The sequence below is a fragment of the Cupriavidus basilensis OR16 genome (assembly GCF_000243095.1).
GTDB classification, from domain to species: domain Bacteria; phylum Pseudomonadota; class Gammaproteobacteria; order Burkholderiales; family Burkholderiaceae; genus Cupriavidus; species Cupriavidus basilensis_D.
The window spans coordinates 31,919-47,488 of sequence record NZ_AHJE01000066.1; the positions used below are offsets into that span (position 1 = coordinate 31,919).

A 15,570-nucleotide genomic window follows, 5' to 3' on the forward strand; every position below is an offset into this window, starting at 1 on the left:
GTGGTGGCTAGCGGGTCGGCCTGCTAGCCTGTTATTTCATCAATGACAGCGCCAGTGCCCGATATGCGCGATGCGTGACGGGGTCGTTGGCGCCGTTGGCGGCGATGGGATGCGAGGCGTAGCGCACGATGGTGAGTTCCGCCTTGGGATCGACATAGATACGCTGGCCGTGGATGCCCCGTGCCTCGAACACGCCGTGGTCGTCGTTCGATACCCACCACATCGAGCGGTAGCTCCAGCCCGGCAAGGTGGCATAGCCCGCCTTGGCGAACTTGGCTCGGTCGCCGCCGCGGCGGATGTCCGCCACCACTTCGGCCGGGATGATCTGCTGGCCGTTGAAGCGTCCGCCATTGCGCATGGTCTCGCCAAAGCGGGCCAAGTCGCGCAGCGTGGTGTTGAGACCGCCGCCGCCGGATTCGCTGCCGATGCTGTCCACCATGAAGTAGGCATCGTTCTCCGCGCCCATCTTTTGCCAGACGCGCTCGGAAAGCAGCTTGGCCAGCGACTGCCCGGACACGCGCTTGACGATCCAGGCCAGGACTTCGGCGTTGACGGTCTTGTAGGCGAAGGCCTGGTCATGCTCGCCTTCCTTCTTCAAGGTGGCAAGGAACGCATAGAAGGTCTTGGGCCCGGCATAGCCAGGCTCGAGCGGCATCATGCCGCCGGCACGGCTGTAGTCCCAGATCTCGGCCTTGGGATCAGCGTAGTTCTCCGAGTACTTGACGCCCACCGTCATGTCCATGACTTCGCGCACGGTGGCGTCGCCGTAGGCGGTGCCCGCCATCTCTGGCAGGTAGCGCGTAACGGGCGCGGCAGGGTCGAGCTTGCCGTCCGCCACCAGCATGGCGGCCAGGGTGCCGACGAAGGACTTGGTCACCGACATGGCGATGTGCGGCGTGTGATCGTCGAGCGCGCCGAAGTACTTCTCGTACACCACGCGGCCCTTGTGCATTACCAGGATGCCATCCGTGTAGGTCAGGCCCAGCATGTCGTTGAAGGTGCGGCGGGTGCCGTCGGCATCGGTAAACGGCACGCCGCCGATATCGTGCTCGGCACGCGGCAATGCGCTGACCGGCCCGCGCCCGTGCCACACCGCCGCGGTCGGGACCAGTTCGCGGATATGCGAGAAGCTCCAGCGCGTGCGCGGGAAGCCGTTGCTGGCAGGGGTGAAGCTGATCACCTTGGCGGCTGCCGGGGGAAAGCCCTGCATCCAGCCCGCCGTAACGGGATCGGTCGCGGCCGCGTCCGGGAACATGGGTGCGGCGGGTGCGGCGGGTGCGGCAGGCGCGGCGGGCGTCGCTACCGGCGCGCCGGCCGAAGGAACGGGTGCATTCTGGGCTTGGCCCGGCTGGTACATGGCAAGGGCTCCTGCGCCGAAGGCGGCGAGCACGGTCAGTCTCAATCGCCGCGTGGCGGCAATCCCTTCAAACAGCATCTTGTCTCCTTTTTTGTTTTAAATGTGCTGCGCGCCGCCGGCTTCAGTGACCCTGTGCCGGTCTTGTGACTGGAACTCCTGCCCTGCCCCGCGGCCTCAGCCGTCCGCGCCGGTATCGGAAGCGCCGCTCGCGGCCCGCTGCGGCGGCACACGCTTGACGAACTTGAACGTGCCCGACCCGCGCGACACGGTCTTGCCATCGGCATCGACGATCTCCGCCTCGCAAAAGGCCATGGTGCTGGTGCGGTGCACGCACTGGCCGCGCGCGATGAGCGTGCCGCGGCCGGGCGCCATGAAACTGGTCTTCATCTCGATGGTCACCACCCCGCGGCCGTCGGGATCGGCAGCGCGGCCGGCGATGGCCATGGCCACGTCGAGCAGCGTCATCAGCACGCCGCCGTGGGCCATGTCCCAGCTGTTCTGGTGGCGCGTTTCCAGCGCCAGCTCGATCTCGCTGCCCTCCTTGTCCATGCGGGTGCATTGCACGCCGAGATCGGCGAGGAAGGGAATCTTGAGGGGAAATCCGTTGGTTTTAGTCATAGTTGCTAGTGAGGCGAAGACGGTACGGCTGGCCGCGCGGCGAGGCGAAAAAGCCCCGCCCTGCACGGGCCAACCGCATTAGAGCATGGACCTTATACCGCGCTCACGCCGCCATCCACCGCCAGCACCTGGCCGGTGATGTGCTTGCCGGCGGCGCTGGCGAACAGCAGCGCCGCGCCCTTCAGGTCTTCGTCGTCACCCAGCCGGTGCAGCGGCACCGACGCGCACATGGCATCCACCCCAAGGCGGTCCAGCGAGCCCTGCGTCATCTTGGAGGGGAAGAAGCCCGGCGCCAGCGCGTTCACCGTGATGTTGTGCTCGCCCCACTCGGCCGCCAGCGTGCGGGTGAAGTTGACCACCGCGCCCTTGGAGGTGTTGTAGGCAATGGTTTCCATCGAACCCGGCGGGTTGCCCGCCAGGCCGGCGATGGAGGCAACGTTGATGATGCGGCCATAGCGGCGCGGAATCATCGACAGCTTGCCGATGCGCTGCGACAGCAGGAACACACCGCGGATATTCAGGTTCATCACCTTGTCCCAAGCCTCCACCGGATGGTCCTCGGCGGGCGCGCCCCAGGTGGCGCCGGCGTTGTTGACGAGAATGTCGACATGGCCCAGCTTGGCCAGTGCCTCGTCGGCCAGGCGCACGATATCCGCGTCGCGCGCGCCGTCGGCGGCGATCCACTCGGCATCGATGCCGAGCGCCTTCAGGTGGGCTTGCGCCGCTTGCAGCTCGTCGGCCTTGCGCGCCGACAGCACGATGCGCGCGCCTTGCTCGCCGAGCGCTTCGGCGATCTGCAGGCCAAGCCCGCGCGAGCCGCCGGTGATCAGCGCCGTCTTGCCCTTGAGGTCGAACAATTGCTGGATGGTGTTCATGGTGTTTCCCGATTTGGTATGGCGCGCGCAGATCGGTGCGCGCGCTCGTTCATCTTGCGTGGATGCCGCTCAGAACCAGGCGTCCTGCATGTCCAGCGTAGTGCGGTCGAGCGAGGCCAGCAGGTCAAGCTGCGGCCCCACCTTGGGCAGTTCCCAGCGGAAGAAGTACGCCGCCGCCGCCAGCTTGCCGCGATAAAAGTCCTGGTCTTCCTGGCTCCTGGCGCCAGCCAGCGCGGCCTGCGCCACCAGTTCCTGCTCCAGCCAGGTCCACGACAGCACGACATGGCCGAAGGCCTCCAGATAGACCGAGGCATTGGCCAGCGTCACCTTGGCGTCGCCCGCCGCCCACAACGCCTGCGTGACTTGCGCCAAGCGCTTGACGGCGGCACCCAGCGCCTTTGCGTGGCTGCCCAGCGCGGCGTCTGCGCTGGCCAGCGCACGGCCAATGGTGGCCTGGATCTCTTCGCCGAGCACCTTGAAGGCCGCGCCGTCCTTCATCACCACCTTGCGGCCCAGCAAGTCCAGGCCCTGGATGCCGTGCGTGCCTTCGTGGATCGGGTTAAGGCGGTTGTCGCGGTAGAACTGCTCGACGTTGTACTCGCGGGTGTAGCCGTAGCCGCCATGTACCTGGATGGCCAGGTTGTTGGCTTCCAGGCACCATTGCGACGGCCAGCTCTTGGCGATGGGCGTGAGGATATCGAGCAGCAGCGCCAGGCGTTCATGCTCGGCACCCTCGGCGGCGCGCTCCTGGTCCACCAGTTGCGCGCAATACAGGTTGAGCGCCAGCCCGCCTTCCACATAGCTTTTCTGCGCCAGCAGCATGCGGCGGATATCCGCATGCTCCACCAGCCGCACCTGCGGGCTGGCCGGATCCTTGCCGCCGGGGCCGATCGGGCGGCCTTGCGGGCGGTTGCGCGCGTAATCGACCGAGTGCAGGTAGCCGGTGTAGCCCAGCATGACCGCGCCCAGGCCCACGCCGATGCGAGCCTCGTTCATCATATGGAACATGCAGGCCAGGCCCTTGTGCGCCTCGCCCACCAGGTAACCGATGGCACCCGCTTTTCCGCCCGGCCTGTACTTCATGCCTTCGCCGAAGTTCAGCAGGCAGTTGGTGGTGCCGCGATAGCCCATCTTGTGGTTCAGGCCGGCCAGCACCACGTCGTTGTGCTCGCCCAGGCTGCCATCGGCATTGACCAGGTACTTCGGCACGATGAACAGCGAGATGCCCTTCACGCCCGGGATCAGCTTGCCGTCCGGGCCGGGGATCTTGGCCAGCACCAGATGCACGATATTGTCGGACAGCTCATGCTCGCCGGCCGAGATCCACATCTTGTTGCCACGCAGGCGGTACTGCTGGCCGAGCGGCGATTCGCCTTCATAGTCGGCGCGCGTGGTGATGTCGGACAACGACGATCCGGCCTGCGGCTCGGACAGGCACATGGTGCCGAAGAAGCGGCCTTCCATCTCCGGCTTGACGAAGGTCTCCACCTGCGCCGGCGTGCCGTGCGCGAGCAGCAGGTTGGCGTTGCCGATGGTCAGGAAGGGATAGGAGCTGGTGCCGACGTTGGCACCCTTGAAGTAGGCAAAACCGGCTTTCTCCACCACCACCGGTAGCTGCATGCCGCCGATCTCGTAGTCCTGCCCGGCGGCCATCAGGCCAGCCTCGCAGAAGGCCTTCAGCGCGGTCTTGACTTCCGGAATGATGCTGACGGTCTCGCCGTCGAAATGCGGCTCGTGCTGGTCGTTCTTCTTGTTGTGCGGCGCGAACAGGTCGGCGGCGATTTTCTCGCAGGTATCGAGCGCGGCGTCAAAGGTCTCGCGGGAATGGTCGGCGTAACGCGGAATGCGGGTCAGCCCTTCGACCTTGAGCCATTCGTACAGCACGAAGTTCAGGTCACGGCGGGAAAGGATCAGCGACATGGCAGGAAACGGCTCCCAGACTGAAAGGGAAAATCAAAGATGCGCGACCCGGCGGCGGCTCCATCAACTGCAAGCCTCGCGACGGGGATCGTCGCTGTCTCCACAACGGCGCGCTCTCATGGCGCACCGCAAATTCTGTAGTTCTCTACATGGCGCGGGGAAAGAAAAAGGCGCTCGCGCGCCCTTCTCTTTCCTGCCGTGCTCAGCTGCCTTCGCCCAGGCGGGCGACGGTGCCCTGCGCCACCGCGCAGAGCTTTTCCTCGCCATCCTTGACCACGAACACATCGCACCGCACCACCGCTTGCTGGCGGCCGCGGTTGAGGCATTCGGCGCGGGCGATCAGCGTGTCGCCGATCGCCGGACGCAGGTAGTTGATCTTGTACTCGGAGGTCACCACCGGCACGGCCATGGCCGCGCCGCCCGCATAGGTCAGCGCGTTGTCAGCCAGGTAGCTGACCACGCCGCCGTGCAGGAAGCCGTGCTGTACACGGCTTCCAGCGTGGTGTCGCCGCGGATGCCTTCGTCGGCCGAGACCGTGACTTCCTTGGTCATCAGCTGGCCGGTGGCCTTGTCGGCCACGCCTGCGAGCACCGTGATCGGCACGATTTCGTCGTTGAACTTGCCGGCTTCCAGGCCGGCGAAGGCGCGCTGCTGGCTGCGCACGCCGTACTCGTCCTGACGCTCGCGCGAGATGTTGTAGCGCTTGGCCACGTTCTCGGCGGTCTGCAGCATGTTCCAGTAGATTTCCGGCTTGTTCTTGGTCAGCCAGTTCTCCTGGATCATATGGCGGTTCATTTCCTGCTGCACGCAGGAGATGCTTTCCACGCCACCGGCCACGAAGATGTCGCCTTCATCGGCGATCACGCGCTGCGCGGCCATGGCGATGGTTTGCAGGCCGGAGGAACAGAAACGGTTCACCGTGGCGCCGGGCACGGTGACCGGGCAGCCCGCGCGCAGCGCGATCTGGCGCGCAATATTGGCGCCGGTGGCACCTTCCGGGTTGGCACAGCCCATCAGCACGTCTTCCACTTCGCCGGCGTCGATCTTGGCACGCGCAATGGCGTGCTGGACCGCATGGCCGCCCAGGGTCGCGCCGTGGGTCATGTTGAAAGCACCCTTCCAGCTCTTGGCCAGGCCGGTACGTGCGGTGGATACGATGACTGCCTCTTTCATGTCTTGCTCCTCGGTATCTCTGGTATCTGGTGACCTGCGGCGTGCGTTCACGTCCGGCAGTGTCATGCACTATGTCTTTGGCTGGGTTCAGCCGTGTTAGCCAGGCTTGGCCAGGCTTGATCAGCGGTTCGTCAGGTTCAGTACAACAGGCCGGCCGACTGCAGGCGCTGCACGCCCGCGGCTTCCAGGTTCCGCCACGCGTTCGCCAGCGAGCCGTCGAGATCGATGGCGCGACAGGCGTCCTCGACCACGAGGGCTTCGAATCCCGCCGCCCGGGCATCGAGCGCGCTCCAGGCAACGCAGTAATCCGTTGCCAGTCCCACGCAAAACACCCGGCGCACCGCGCGCTCCCGCAAATAGCCAGCCAGTCCGGTGCGGGAGGTGCGATCGGCCTCCATGAAGGCCGAGTAGCTATCCACCTCGCGGTGATGGCCCTTGCGGATCACCATCTGCGCATGCGCGACCTCCAGCCCGGCATGCAGCGCCGCGCCGTGGCTGCCCTGCACGCAATGCGTCGGCCACAAGACTTGCTGGCCATAGGGCAACGCCACGGTCTGGAACGGCTGCGTGCCGGCATGGTTGGCGGCAAACGAAACGTGGCTGGCGGGATGCCAGTCCTGGGTCAGCACCACATGCGCAAACGCCGCCGCAAGTCGGTTGATCACGGGCACGACTTCATCGCCCTGCGCCACGGCGAGCGCGCCGCCGGGCATGAAGTCGTTCTGCACGTCGATGACCAGCAGGCAATCTTCCGGGCCGTATTGCTTGACCATGCCGCTACTCCTCGCTTGGTGACCGGTTTGCGATCCGTGGTGAGAACCCCGCGCGGCCCGACTGCGCCGCGCGAACGCCGCCTTGGCTGTACTTAGCCGTTGAAGCCCTTGCCCTCGGCAGCCAGCTTGACCAGCAGCGGAGCTGCTTGCCAGGCCTCGCCGTGGTAGCCCTTGGCATAACGCGCCATCGACTGCGCCACGTTGAACAGGCCAACCTGGTCCGCGTACAGCATCGGGCCACCGCGGAACAGCGGGAAGCCGTAGCCGGTCAGGTAGACCATGTCGATATCCGAGGCCTTGGAGGCAATGCCTTCTTCCAGGATCTTGGCGCCTTCGTTGACCAGCGCGAACACCAGCCGCTCGACGATTTCCTCATCGGAGATCTTGCGGCGGGTAATGCCCAGGTCCTTCGAGTGCTGCACGATCATGTCGTTGACCTGCTGGTTCGGGTACGCCTTGCGGTCGCCCGCCTTGTAGTCGTACCAGCCCGCGCCGGTCTTCTGGCCGTAGCGGCCCAGTTCGCACAGCAGGTCGGCGGTCTTGGAATACTGGATCTCGGGCTTGTCGATCGCGCGCCGCTTGCGGATGGCCCAGCCGATATCGTTGCCGGCCAGGTCGCCCATGCGGAACGGGCCCATGGCAAAGCCGAACTTCTCGACGGCCTTGTCCACTTGCTCCGGCAGCGCGCCTTCGTCCAGCAGGTAGCCAGCCTGGCGGCTGTACTGCTCGATCATGCGGTTGCCGATAAAGCCGTCGCACACGCCCGACACCACGGCGGTCTTCTTGATCTTCTTGGCGACCTGCATCACGGTGGCCAGCACGTCCTTGCCGGTCTTCTCGCCGCGCACCACTTCCAGCAGCTTCATCACATTGGCCGGGCTGAAGAAGTGCATGCCGACCACATCTTGCGGGCGCTTGGTGAAGGAGGCGATCTTGTTGACGTCCAGCGTGGAGGTGTTCGAAGCCAGGATCGCGCCCTGCTTCATCACTTCATCCAGCTTCTTGAAGACGATTTCCTTGACGCCCATTTCCTCGAACACGGCTTCGATCACCATGTCCGCGTCCTTGATCTCGTCATAGGACAGCGTGGTGGTCAGCAGGCCCATGCGCTGCTCGACCTTCTCCTGCGTGAGCTTGCCCTTCTTGGCGCTGTTCTCGTAGTTCTTGCGGATCGTGGCCACGCCGCGGTCCAGCGCTTCCTGCTTGGTTTCCAGCATGATCACCGGGATGCCGGCGTTCAGGAAGTTCATGGTGATGCCGCCGCCCATGGTGCCGGCGCCGATCACGGCGATCTTCTCGAGCTTGCGGGTCGGGGTGCCTTCCGGTACATCAGGAATCTTGCTGGCGGCACGTTCGCCAAAGAAAGCGTGGCGCAGCGCGCGCGATTCCGGCGTGGTGATCAGGTACATGAAGCCTTCGCGCTCGGCCTTCAGGCCGGCTTCGAACGGCTTGAGCGAGGCGGCCACGGCATCCACGCACTTCAGCGGCGCCGGGAAGTTCTTGGCAACGGCTGCCACGGTATTGCGCGAGAAAGCGATAAAGCCCTCCGCGTTCTCGTGCTTGACCTTCAGGTCGCGCACCTTGGGGTACGGGCCAGGGTTGGCTGCGGCGGTCTTGGCGAAAGCCACGGCCGCGGGCAGCACGTCGCCGTCGACGATTTCATCGAACAGCTTGGTGCCGGCGAACTTCTCGCTGGGAATGGCGTTGCCCGACACGATCATGTTCAGGGCGGCTTCCAGCCCGATCACGCGTGGCAGGCGCTGCGTGCCGCCGGCGCCGGGCAGCAGGCCCAGCTTCACTTCCGGCAGGGCGATCTGCGCGCCCTTCGAAGCCACGCGGTAGTTACAACCCAGCGCCAGCTCCAGGCCACCGCCCATGGCGACGGAATGGATCGCCGCCACGACGGGCTTGCCCGAACCTTCCACGACCTTGATCACCGAGTGCAGCGTCGGCTCCTGGGTGGCCTTGGGCGTATTGAATTCACGGATGTCGGCGCCGCCCGAGAAGGCTTTGCCGGCGCCGGTAATGACGATGGCCTTGACGGCCGCATCGTCCAGCGCACGGGTCATGCCTTCGACGATGCCAAGCCGGGTGCTGAGACCCAGGCCGTTGACGGGGGGATTGTCGAGCGTGATGACGGCGACGCCGTCCTGAACCTGATACTGCGCTGTCATGCTGGTTCCTTTGGTAACTAGAACTAGAAGTTGTCTCGGGATTCGAATTCTCGAATTATGTTCTGCCGCGGGGCCCCAAACCACCGCGCGGCCACCGGGAAAGCGCTGTGCTTGCATCCCTCGGCCGGCGCCCACCCTATCGTGAGCGGATCAAGCATACACAAAATAGCACGGTCGTTCAATTTCATTTTTGGGCTCCGCTGGCACCGCCATGCGCCTCGTTCATGGCGGATCGCGCCGGCGTGCATTCAGGCTGCCAAAGGCCACCAAAAAGCTAGGGTAAGCCCGGAGTCTCATGGCCCATGCAGCACATTTTCCGGCTCCTGAGGATTGCCTCTAGTCACAGTAGGCGACTTTCCTGACATAAACCGACGCAACCCTCGGATTTACCCGGATAACCCGCTAAACTCGCGCCCTTTGCCCGCTCGGGTGCCCCACAAGGTGTCGCCCGTTCCGAAGTCGCGGCCCCGCCCGCCGAAGTTCCAGTGACCCTGATGTCTTCCCATCCTCATCCTCACCAGCACCCCGTCGTCGAGCACGACGACCTGCAGCGCAAACTCAAGGCCCGCCACCTGACCATGATCGCCATCGGCGGCGCGGTCGGCACCGGGCTGTTCGTGGCCCCTGATGACCAGCCTGGGCGAGCTCGCCGTGCATATGCCGGTGGCCGGCTCCTTCGTCACCTACAGCGCGCTGTACGTGGAAGAGGGCTTTGGCTTCGCGCTTGGCTGGAGTTACTGGTTCAGCCTCGCGGTCACGATCGCCGTGGAGCTGGCGGCGGCGCAGCTAGTGATGCAGTACTGGTTCCCGCACGTCTCCGGCATGGTGTGGAGCACGGGCTTCCTGCTGTTGATGTTTGGCCTCAATGCCTTCTCGGTACGCGGCTTCGGCGAGGCCGAGTACTGGTTCGCGCTGATCAAGGTGGCCACGATCCTGATCTTCCTGGCGGCCGGCCTGATGATGATCTTCGGCCTCATGCGAGGCGGCCCGCAGTCCGGCTGGCACAACTTCACGCTGGGCGATGCGCCTTTCGTTGGCGGCATCCCCGCCATGTTCGGCGTTGCCATGATCGCCGGGTTCTCCTTCCAGGGCACGGAAACGGTCGGTGTGGCCGCCGGCGAAGCCGCCGACCCGGCACGCACCATCCCGCGCGCCATCCGCCAGACCTTCTGGCGCATCCTGCTGTTCTACGTGCTGGCGATCCTGATCATCGGTGTGCTGATTCCCTACACCGACCCCAGCCTGCTACGCAACGACGTCACCGACATCGGCGTCAGCCCCTTCGCGCTGGTGTTCCGCCACGCCGGGCTGGCCTTCGCTGCCGGCCTGATGAATGCCGTGGTGCTGACCGCCCTGCTCTCCGCCGGCACCTCCAGCATGTACGCCTCCACCCGGATCCTCTACGGCCTGGCGGCCAGCGGGCGGGCGCCACGCGCGCTGGCGCGGCTCTCCGCCAACGGCGTGCCCTACGTCGCGCTGTTCGCCACCACCGCCGTCGGCGCCCTGTGCTTCCTCAGTTCGCTGTTTGGCGACAAGGCGGTCTACCTGTGGCTGCTGAACACGTCCGGCATGACTGGCTTTATCGCCTGGCTCGGCATCGCCATCAGCCACTACCGCTTTCGCCGCGGGCTGGTGCACCAGGGCTACAAGCCGTCCGACCTGGCCTACCGTTCACCGCTCTACCCGTTTGGCCCCATCTTTGCCATCGTGCTGTGCGTGGTAATCGTGCTGGGCCAGAACTACCAGGCCTTCTCCGACGTGCGCGGGCGCTGGCTGGAAATTCTCGGCACCTATATCGGCGTGCCGCTGTTCCTGGTTCTCTGGCTTGGCTATCGGCTGGTCAAGAAGACGCGGCTGATCGACTACGAGGATATGCCGTTCAACTGCAAGCGGGCAGCCGAGGCGGGGCCGGCTGTAGCTTCACCGCAAAGGCACTCGTCCACCGACAGCAATGCCGCATAACGCGCCAGATCCACATTGCCGCCGCTGATGATGATGCCAACCCGCTTGCCCGGCAGCGGTAGCCCCGCATAGCGCGCGGCCGCAAGGCCAAGGCAGCCGGTCGGCTCGACCACCAGCTTCATGGCCTGCGCGAACATGCGCAGGCATTCGCGCAGCGTGTGATCCGGCACGGCGACAATGTCGGTCACGCCGCGGTGGATCAGCCCGAACGTCAGCGCGCCAAGATGCTGGGCGCGCGCGCCGTCGGCGATCGTGTCGGGTGGCTCGATATGCACGATGGCGCCACGGCGAAGCGACTGCTGCCCATGATTGCCGGCCTGCGGCTCGACGCCGTACAGCAGGCAGCCGGGCGAGAGCTGATCTTTCACCAGGACGGCGCCTCCGAGCAGCCCCCCGCCCCCCTGGCAAACGAACAGGGCGTCGAGCGGGCCGGTTTCCTCCAGCAATTCGCGCGTGACCGTGCCTTGCCCGGCAATGACATCGGCATGGTCGTAGGGCGGGATCAGGGTCATCCCACGTTCTTCCGCCAGGCGCCGCGTGATCGCTTCTCGGTCGTCCACCTGGCGGTCGTACAAGACTACCTGCGCGCCGCAGGCACGAGTCGCCTCCACCTTGGACGCCGCCGCGTCACGAGGCATCACCACTACCACCGGAATGCCAAGCACCTGCCCGGCAAGCGCAATGCCTTGCGCGTGGTTGCCGCCGGAGAACGCGACCGCGCCGCGGCGGCGCTGCCCGGCATCGAAGCGCGCCAGCGCATTGAAGGCGCCGCGAAACTTGAAGGCGCCGGTACGTTGCAGGTTCTCGCACTTGAAGAACAGCTCGGCGCCCACCCAGGCGTCCATCGCGGGCGAACGCAGCACCGGTGTGCGCCACGCGTGCCCGGCCAGCCGGCTGGCGGCTGCCACCACATCGTCATAGGTCGGCAGGGCTGCGCACATCGACCGGCTCACTCCGCCGCCTCGTCGGTGGGACGCTTCCACGCGGCCAGCACCTCGGGCGAAGGCGTCAGCGCGAGGTTGATGCCGCGCGTACCGATCGGCTGCTGGAACCAGCGCTTCTGCAATGCCACCACCTCCGGGCCGGCGAAGACCGAGGTCAAGGTCTGGTCAACCAGTTGCTTCCATTCCGGATCGGATTTCGGCAGCATCAGCGCGTTGCGTTCGGTGGAAAGTGCCGGCCCGACGACCGTGTATTGCGACGGGACCTTTGAATTGGCGCGCAGGCCATACAGCACCACATCATCCAGCACGAAGGCCTGGGCGCGGCCAGTCTCCAGCAACAGGAAGGACTCGTTATGGTCCTTCGCGTACACGTCGTTGTAGGCGTACTGCGTCTTGAGCCGGCGCACGTGGCGATCGCCGGTGGAGCCCGCGCTGGTGACCACGACCTTGCCGCGCAGGTCGTTGAGGGATTGAATGCCGGAATCCTCGCGAACCAGCATGCGGACCACCGACACATAGTGCGATACGCTGAATGCGACCTGCTTCTGACGCTCGACCGTATTGGTGTTGGGCGCGCAGTCCACGGTCACCAGGCCGTTCATCACCGCCGGCACGCGGCTCTGCGCCGTCAGCGGCAGCCAGCGCACCTTCAGGTCCTTCAGGCCGAGTTTCTGGCGCGCGGCCTCGGCCACGCGCAGGCACAAGTCCACGGCGTAGCCCGAAGGCTGGCCCTTGATGTCGGAGAAAGAAAACGGCAACGCGCCCTCGCGATAGCCCATCGTGATCGTGCCGGACTCCCGGATCTGCTCCAGGATCGGGCTCTGGGCGCGCGCTGACTGGAGGCTGGCCAATGCAGCGAGGGCGGTCAGCGCGGCGAATGCGCGCGCTGTGAATGAGACAGGAAAGGACATGGCAGGTACTCGGGCAAAGTGCGTAGCGTATTGCGCACTCCGCCCCAGCGAAACAATATCTTTCTTATATGAGCATGCCCGGCATTCTCATAAGCAAATTGCTTTTCCGTGCGATCAAGCCATGCGCGCCGGGGAAGGTATCGCTGGTGCGACCGCTTCGCCGTGACCGGCGGCCACATCGACGCAGAGCGGGTCGAACTCCTCCTCGGTCCCCAGCTCCCCCTCCCATTTGGCAACGACGGCAGTGGCAATGCTATTGCCCAGGACATTGGTTGCGGTGCGCCCCATGTCAAGGAACTGATCGATTCCCATCACCAGCAGCAGGCCAGCCTCCGGCAAGCCGAACATCGGCAAGATGGCGGCTACCACCACCAGCGAGCCGCGCGGGACCGCGGCCATGCCCTTGCTGCTGACCATCAGGATCAGCAGCATGGTGATCTGGTGCCCGAGCGACATATGGATATCGAAGGCCTGCGCGATAAAGACCGCCGCAAACGCCTGATACACCATGGAACCGTCGAGGTTGAAGGAGTATCCCAGCGGCAGGACAAAACCGACCAGGCGCTTCTTCACCCCGAAGCGCTGCAGCCGCTCGATCATCTTCGGGTAAGCCGCCTCGCTGCTGGCGGTGGAAAAGGCAATCATCATGGGTTCGCGGATACCCTTTGCCAGATCGAACATGCGCCCCTTGAGAACCACATATCCCGCGATAAAGAGCACTGCCCACAGGGTCAGCAAAGCGAGATAGAACGCGCCAATGAACTTGCCATAGGTCACCAGTACGTCAAGACCCTGCACGGTGATGGCCGCGGCAAGCGCCGCAAAGATGCCGACCGGCGCGAACAACATTACCGTATTCGTGATGCGCAGCATCACGTGCATCAGTTCGTCGACGGACCGCTTCAGGAATTGGCCCGAGCCACCGGTCGTCTTGCCCAGCGCAATGCCGAAGAAAAGCGAAAAGATCAGGATCTGCATGATCTCATTGGTCGCCATGGCCTCGAAGATGCTCTTCGGGAAAATATGCGTGACGAACTCTTTCAAGTTGAGTGCGCTGGTCTTGAGATTCGTGCTTGCGCCAGCGTCCGGCAGAACCATGTTCAGGCTGACACCGGGTTGCGCCAGGTTCACGAACAGCAGGCCGATGCTCAGCGACACGAGTGACGCGAGGATGAACCATGTCAAGGCCTTGGCGCCGATGCGGCCGATCGCCTTGGTGTCGTCCATGCTCGCGATGCCCGAGACCAGGGTCGCAAATACAAGCGGGGCGATGATCATCTTGATCATGCGCAGGAAGATCTCGGTGATGATCGAGAAATTCCCGGCAATCGTCTTGGCAGCTGCCGCGTCTGCCGCCGTGCGGTGACAGGCATAGCCGACGATGACACCCAGGACCATGCTGAGCATGATCCAGCGGGTAAGTTTGTTAGTGGTTTTCAAAGCTTCGCCTCCTGGCCAGTTTCCAATATCGACGCGCAGTGCATCCCGTCGATGTCGATAAGACAGATTATCCAACACTAGACAAAACGTCAACACGATGAAAACCCGAAGTGTTCCGGCAAGCTGAGTGCACAGCGCCGGTGGCAGGCGCGCAGGGGCGCTCGCCAACCATGCGCGCGAACGAGCCGCGCTGGCCGATCGCAAGCGCATGCCTTCCGGCAACGGCAGCAAAGCGGAAACAATGGAGGGGATGGCCAGAACGAGGCCAGGCATGCGATAGCGATACCGGGGGGATCCCCGGTGAAGGCAAACGCCATCGCGCGCGCGGCCTGATGGACAGGCTCACACGAATGACGATCGGTAGGAATGGTCGAATCTGTTCCTGGCTGTGATGCCGCCGGCGCCAACATCACCTGCGCCACGCGGCATGGCCGGCCCGCGCGCGGATCGGGCCAATCAGCCAGTAAGCAACGCTGCGAACCGGTCGATATCGATGTTCCCGCCGCTGATGAGGACACCCACGCGCTTGCCTTGAAGCTCGGCCTTCATGGCACGCGCGGCGGCAAAGCCGAGGCAGCCGGTAGGTTCCACCACCAGCTTCATGCGCGACGCGAAGAAGCGCATGCAGTCGACCAGTTCGTCGTCGGTCGCGGTAACGATGTCATCGACATCGCGGCGAATGATCTCGAACGTGTAGTTGCCAAGGTGCTGCGTCTGCGCGCCGTCGGCGATGGTCTTGGGTGTCTCGATATGCACGATCGAGCCAGTGCGGAACGACTGCTGGCCGTCGTTGCCGGCGGCAGGCTCCACGCCGTAGATCTTGCATTGGGGAGACAGCGCGCGCGCGGACAACGCGGACCCGGAAAGCAGCCCGCCGCCGCCAAGGCAGACGAACAGGGCATCCAGCTCGCCGGTTTCCTCGAACAACTCCTTGGCCGCGGTACCCTGCCCGGCGATGACATCCGGGTGGTCATATGTATGGCGGGATCAGGGTCAGGCCATGTTCCTCGGCCAGCTTGCGGCCGATGGCCTCGCGATCTTCCGTATAGCGGTCATAGATGACTACCTTGGCACCGTAGCCCCGCGTCGCGGCCACCTTGGCGGCCGGCGCATCATGGGGCATCACGATGGTCGCGGGAATGCCGAGGATCGAGGCCGACAGCGCGATGCCTTGCGCGTGATTACCCGAAGAGTAAGCCACTACCCCTGCCCGCCTCTGGCGCTCGTCGAACCTGGAGACCGCATTGAAGGCGCCACGAAACTTGAAGGCACCCATGCGCTGCAGGTTCTCGCACTTGAAGAAGAGTTCCGCGCCCACTTCCTTGTCCGCGGTGCGCGAGCGCATGACGGGGGTGCGGTGAGCATGGCCCTCAAGCCGCCTGGCGGCAGCTGACACATCGTCAAAAGTGGGGAGATTCAGCAT

Annotated in this window: 9 protein-coding genes and 3 pseudogenes; 1 reads left to right on the top strand and 11 read right to left on the bottom strand. The window is 64.8% G+C overall.

The genetic code is table 11. The features are described from left to right. Nucleotides 1-31 precede the first annotated feature (31 nt). The 7 genes and pseudogenes from OR16_RS24010 to OR16_RS24045 form a co-directional block, all read right to left on the bottom strand. A complete protein-coding gene (locus OR16_RS24010) occupies nucleotides 32-1,357 on the bottom strand; it encodes a serine hydrolase domain-containing protein (protein ID WP_043420860.1) in 1,326 nt (441 codons plus the stop codon). A gap of 174 nt (nucleotides 1,358-1,531) precedes the next feature. Next, the gene (locus OR16_RS24015) at nucleotides 1,532-1,975 is read right to left on the bottom strand and encodes a PaaI family thioesterase (RefSeq protein WP_006160670.1); all 444 of its coding nucleotides are present in this window, start codon (nucleotides 1,973-1,975) and stop codon (nucleotides 1,532-1,534) included. Nucleotides 1,976-2,067: 92 nt separating this feature from the next. Beyond that, nucleotides 2,068-2,850 carry an SDR family oxidoreductase gene (locus OR16_RS24020; RefSeq protein WP_006160671.1) on the bottom strand — a complete coding sequence of 261 codons (783 nt, stop codon included), beginning with the start codon at nucleotides 2,848-2,850 and terminating at the stop codon, nucleotides 2,068-2,070. Between the two features lie 69 nt (nucleotides 2,851-2,919). Continuing rightward, entirely contained in the window at nucleotides 2,920-4,770 is a 1,851-nt protein-coding gene (locus OR16_RS24025) for an acyl-CoA dehydrogenase (protein ID WP_006160672.1), read from the bottom strand. A gap of 202 nt (nucleotides 4,771-4,972) precedes the next feature. Beyond that, nucleotides 4,973-5,943: pseudogene (locus OR16_RS24035) on the bottom strand (hotdog fold thioesterase). A 137-nt stretch (nucleotides 5,944-6,080) separates the two neighbouring features. After that, the gene (pncA, locus tag OR16_RS24040; protein WP_006160675.1) at nucleotides 6,081-6,716 is read right to left on the bottom strand and encodes a bifunctional nicotinamidase/pyrazinamidase; all 636 of its coding nucleotides are present in this window, start codon (nucleotides 6,714-6,716) and stop codon (nucleotides 6,081-6,083) included. 92 nt (nucleotides 6,717-6,808) lie between these two features. Then, nucleotides 6,809-8,890, bottom strand: a complete 2,082-nt coding sequence (locus tag OR16_RS24045) for a 3-hydroxyacyl-CoA dehydrogenase NAD-binding domain-containing protein (protein ID WP_006160676.1) — start codon at nucleotides 8,888-8,890, stop codon at nucleotides 6,809-6,811. A gap of 494 nt (nucleotides 8,891-9,384) precedes the next feature. On the opposite strand from OR16_RS24045, the pseudogene OR16_RS24050 reads away from it, so the two are divergent. Beyond that, nucleotides 9,385-10,852, top strand: a pseudogene (locus OR16_RS24050) (amino acid permease). Here OR16_RS24050 and OR16_RS41755 read toward each other — a convergent pair. The 4 genes and pseudogenes from OR16_RS41755 to OR16_RS24070 form a co-directional block, all read right to left on the bottom strand. After that, on the bottom strand, nucleotides 10,753-11,793 hold the full coding sequence (locus OR16_RS41755) for a threo-3-hydroxy-L-aspartate ammonia-lyase (RefSeq protein ID WP_006160679.1): 1,041 nt from the start codon (nucleotides 11,791-11,793) through the stop codon (nucleotides 10,753-10,755). The pseudogene OR16_RS24050 and the gene OR16_RS41755 sit on opposite strands and share 100 nt — an antisense overlap. A gap of 8 nt (nucleotides 11,794-11,801) precedes the next feature. Beyond that, nucleotides 11,802-12,707 carry an amino acid ABC transporter substrate-binding protein gene (locus OR16_RS24060; protein ID WP_006160680.1) on the bottom strand — a complete coding sequence of 302 codons (906 nt, stop codon included), beginning with the start codon at nucleotides 12,705-12,707 and terminating at the stop codon, nucleotides 11,802-11,804. 114 nt (nucleotides 12,708-12,821) lie between these two features. Beyond that, the gene (locus OR16_RS24065) at nucleotides 12,822-14,420 is read right to left on the bottom strand and encodes a dicarboxylate/amino acid:cation symporter (protein ID WP_337459865.1); all 1,599 of its coding nucleotides are present in this window, start codon (nucleotides 14,418-14,420) and stop codon (nucleotides 12,822-12,824) included. Nucleotides 14,421-14,603: 183 nt separating this feature from the next. Next, nucleotides 14,604-15,570 (bottom strand): annotated as a pseudogene (locus OR16_RS24070) (threo-3-hydroxy-L-aspartate ammonia-lyase).

Coding starts and splice junctions, on each gene's coding strand:
- OR16_RS24010 (WP_043420860.1), bottom strand. CDS start 1,357: ATGTACCAGCCGGGCCAAGCCCAGAATGCACCCGTTCCTTCGGCCGGC.
- OR16_RS24015 (WP_006160670.1), bottom strand. CDS start 1,975: ATGACTAAAACCAACGGATTTCCCCTCAAGATTCCCTTCCTCGCCGAT.
- OR16_RS24020 (WP_006160671.1), bottom strand. CDS start 2,850: ATGAACACCATCCAGCAATTGTTCGACCTCAAGGGCAAGACGGCGCTG.
- OR16_RS24025 (WP_006160672.1), bottom strand. CDS start 4,770: ATGTCGCTGATCCTTTCCCGCCGTGACCTGAACTTCGTGCTGTACGAA.
- pncA (WP_006160675.1), bottom strand. CDS start 6,716: ATGGTCAAGCAATACGGCCCGGAAGATTGCCTGCTGGTCATCGACGTG.
- OR16_RS24045 (WP_006160676.1), bottom strand. CDS start 8,890: ATGACAGCGCAGTATCAGGTTCAGGACGGCGTCGCCGTCATCACGCTC.
- OR16_RS41755 (WP_006160679.1), bottom strand. CDS start 11,793: ATGTGCGCAGCCCTGCCGACCTATGACGATGTGGTGGCAGCCGCCAGC.
- OR16_RS24060 (WP_006160680.1), bottom strand. CDS start 12,707: ATGTCCTTTCCTGTCTCATTCACAGCGCGCGCATTCGCCGCGCTGACC.
- OR16_RS24065 (WP_337459865.1), bottom strand. CDS start 14,420: ATGCCTGGCCTCGTTCTGGCCATCCCCTCCATTGTTTCCGCTTTGCTG.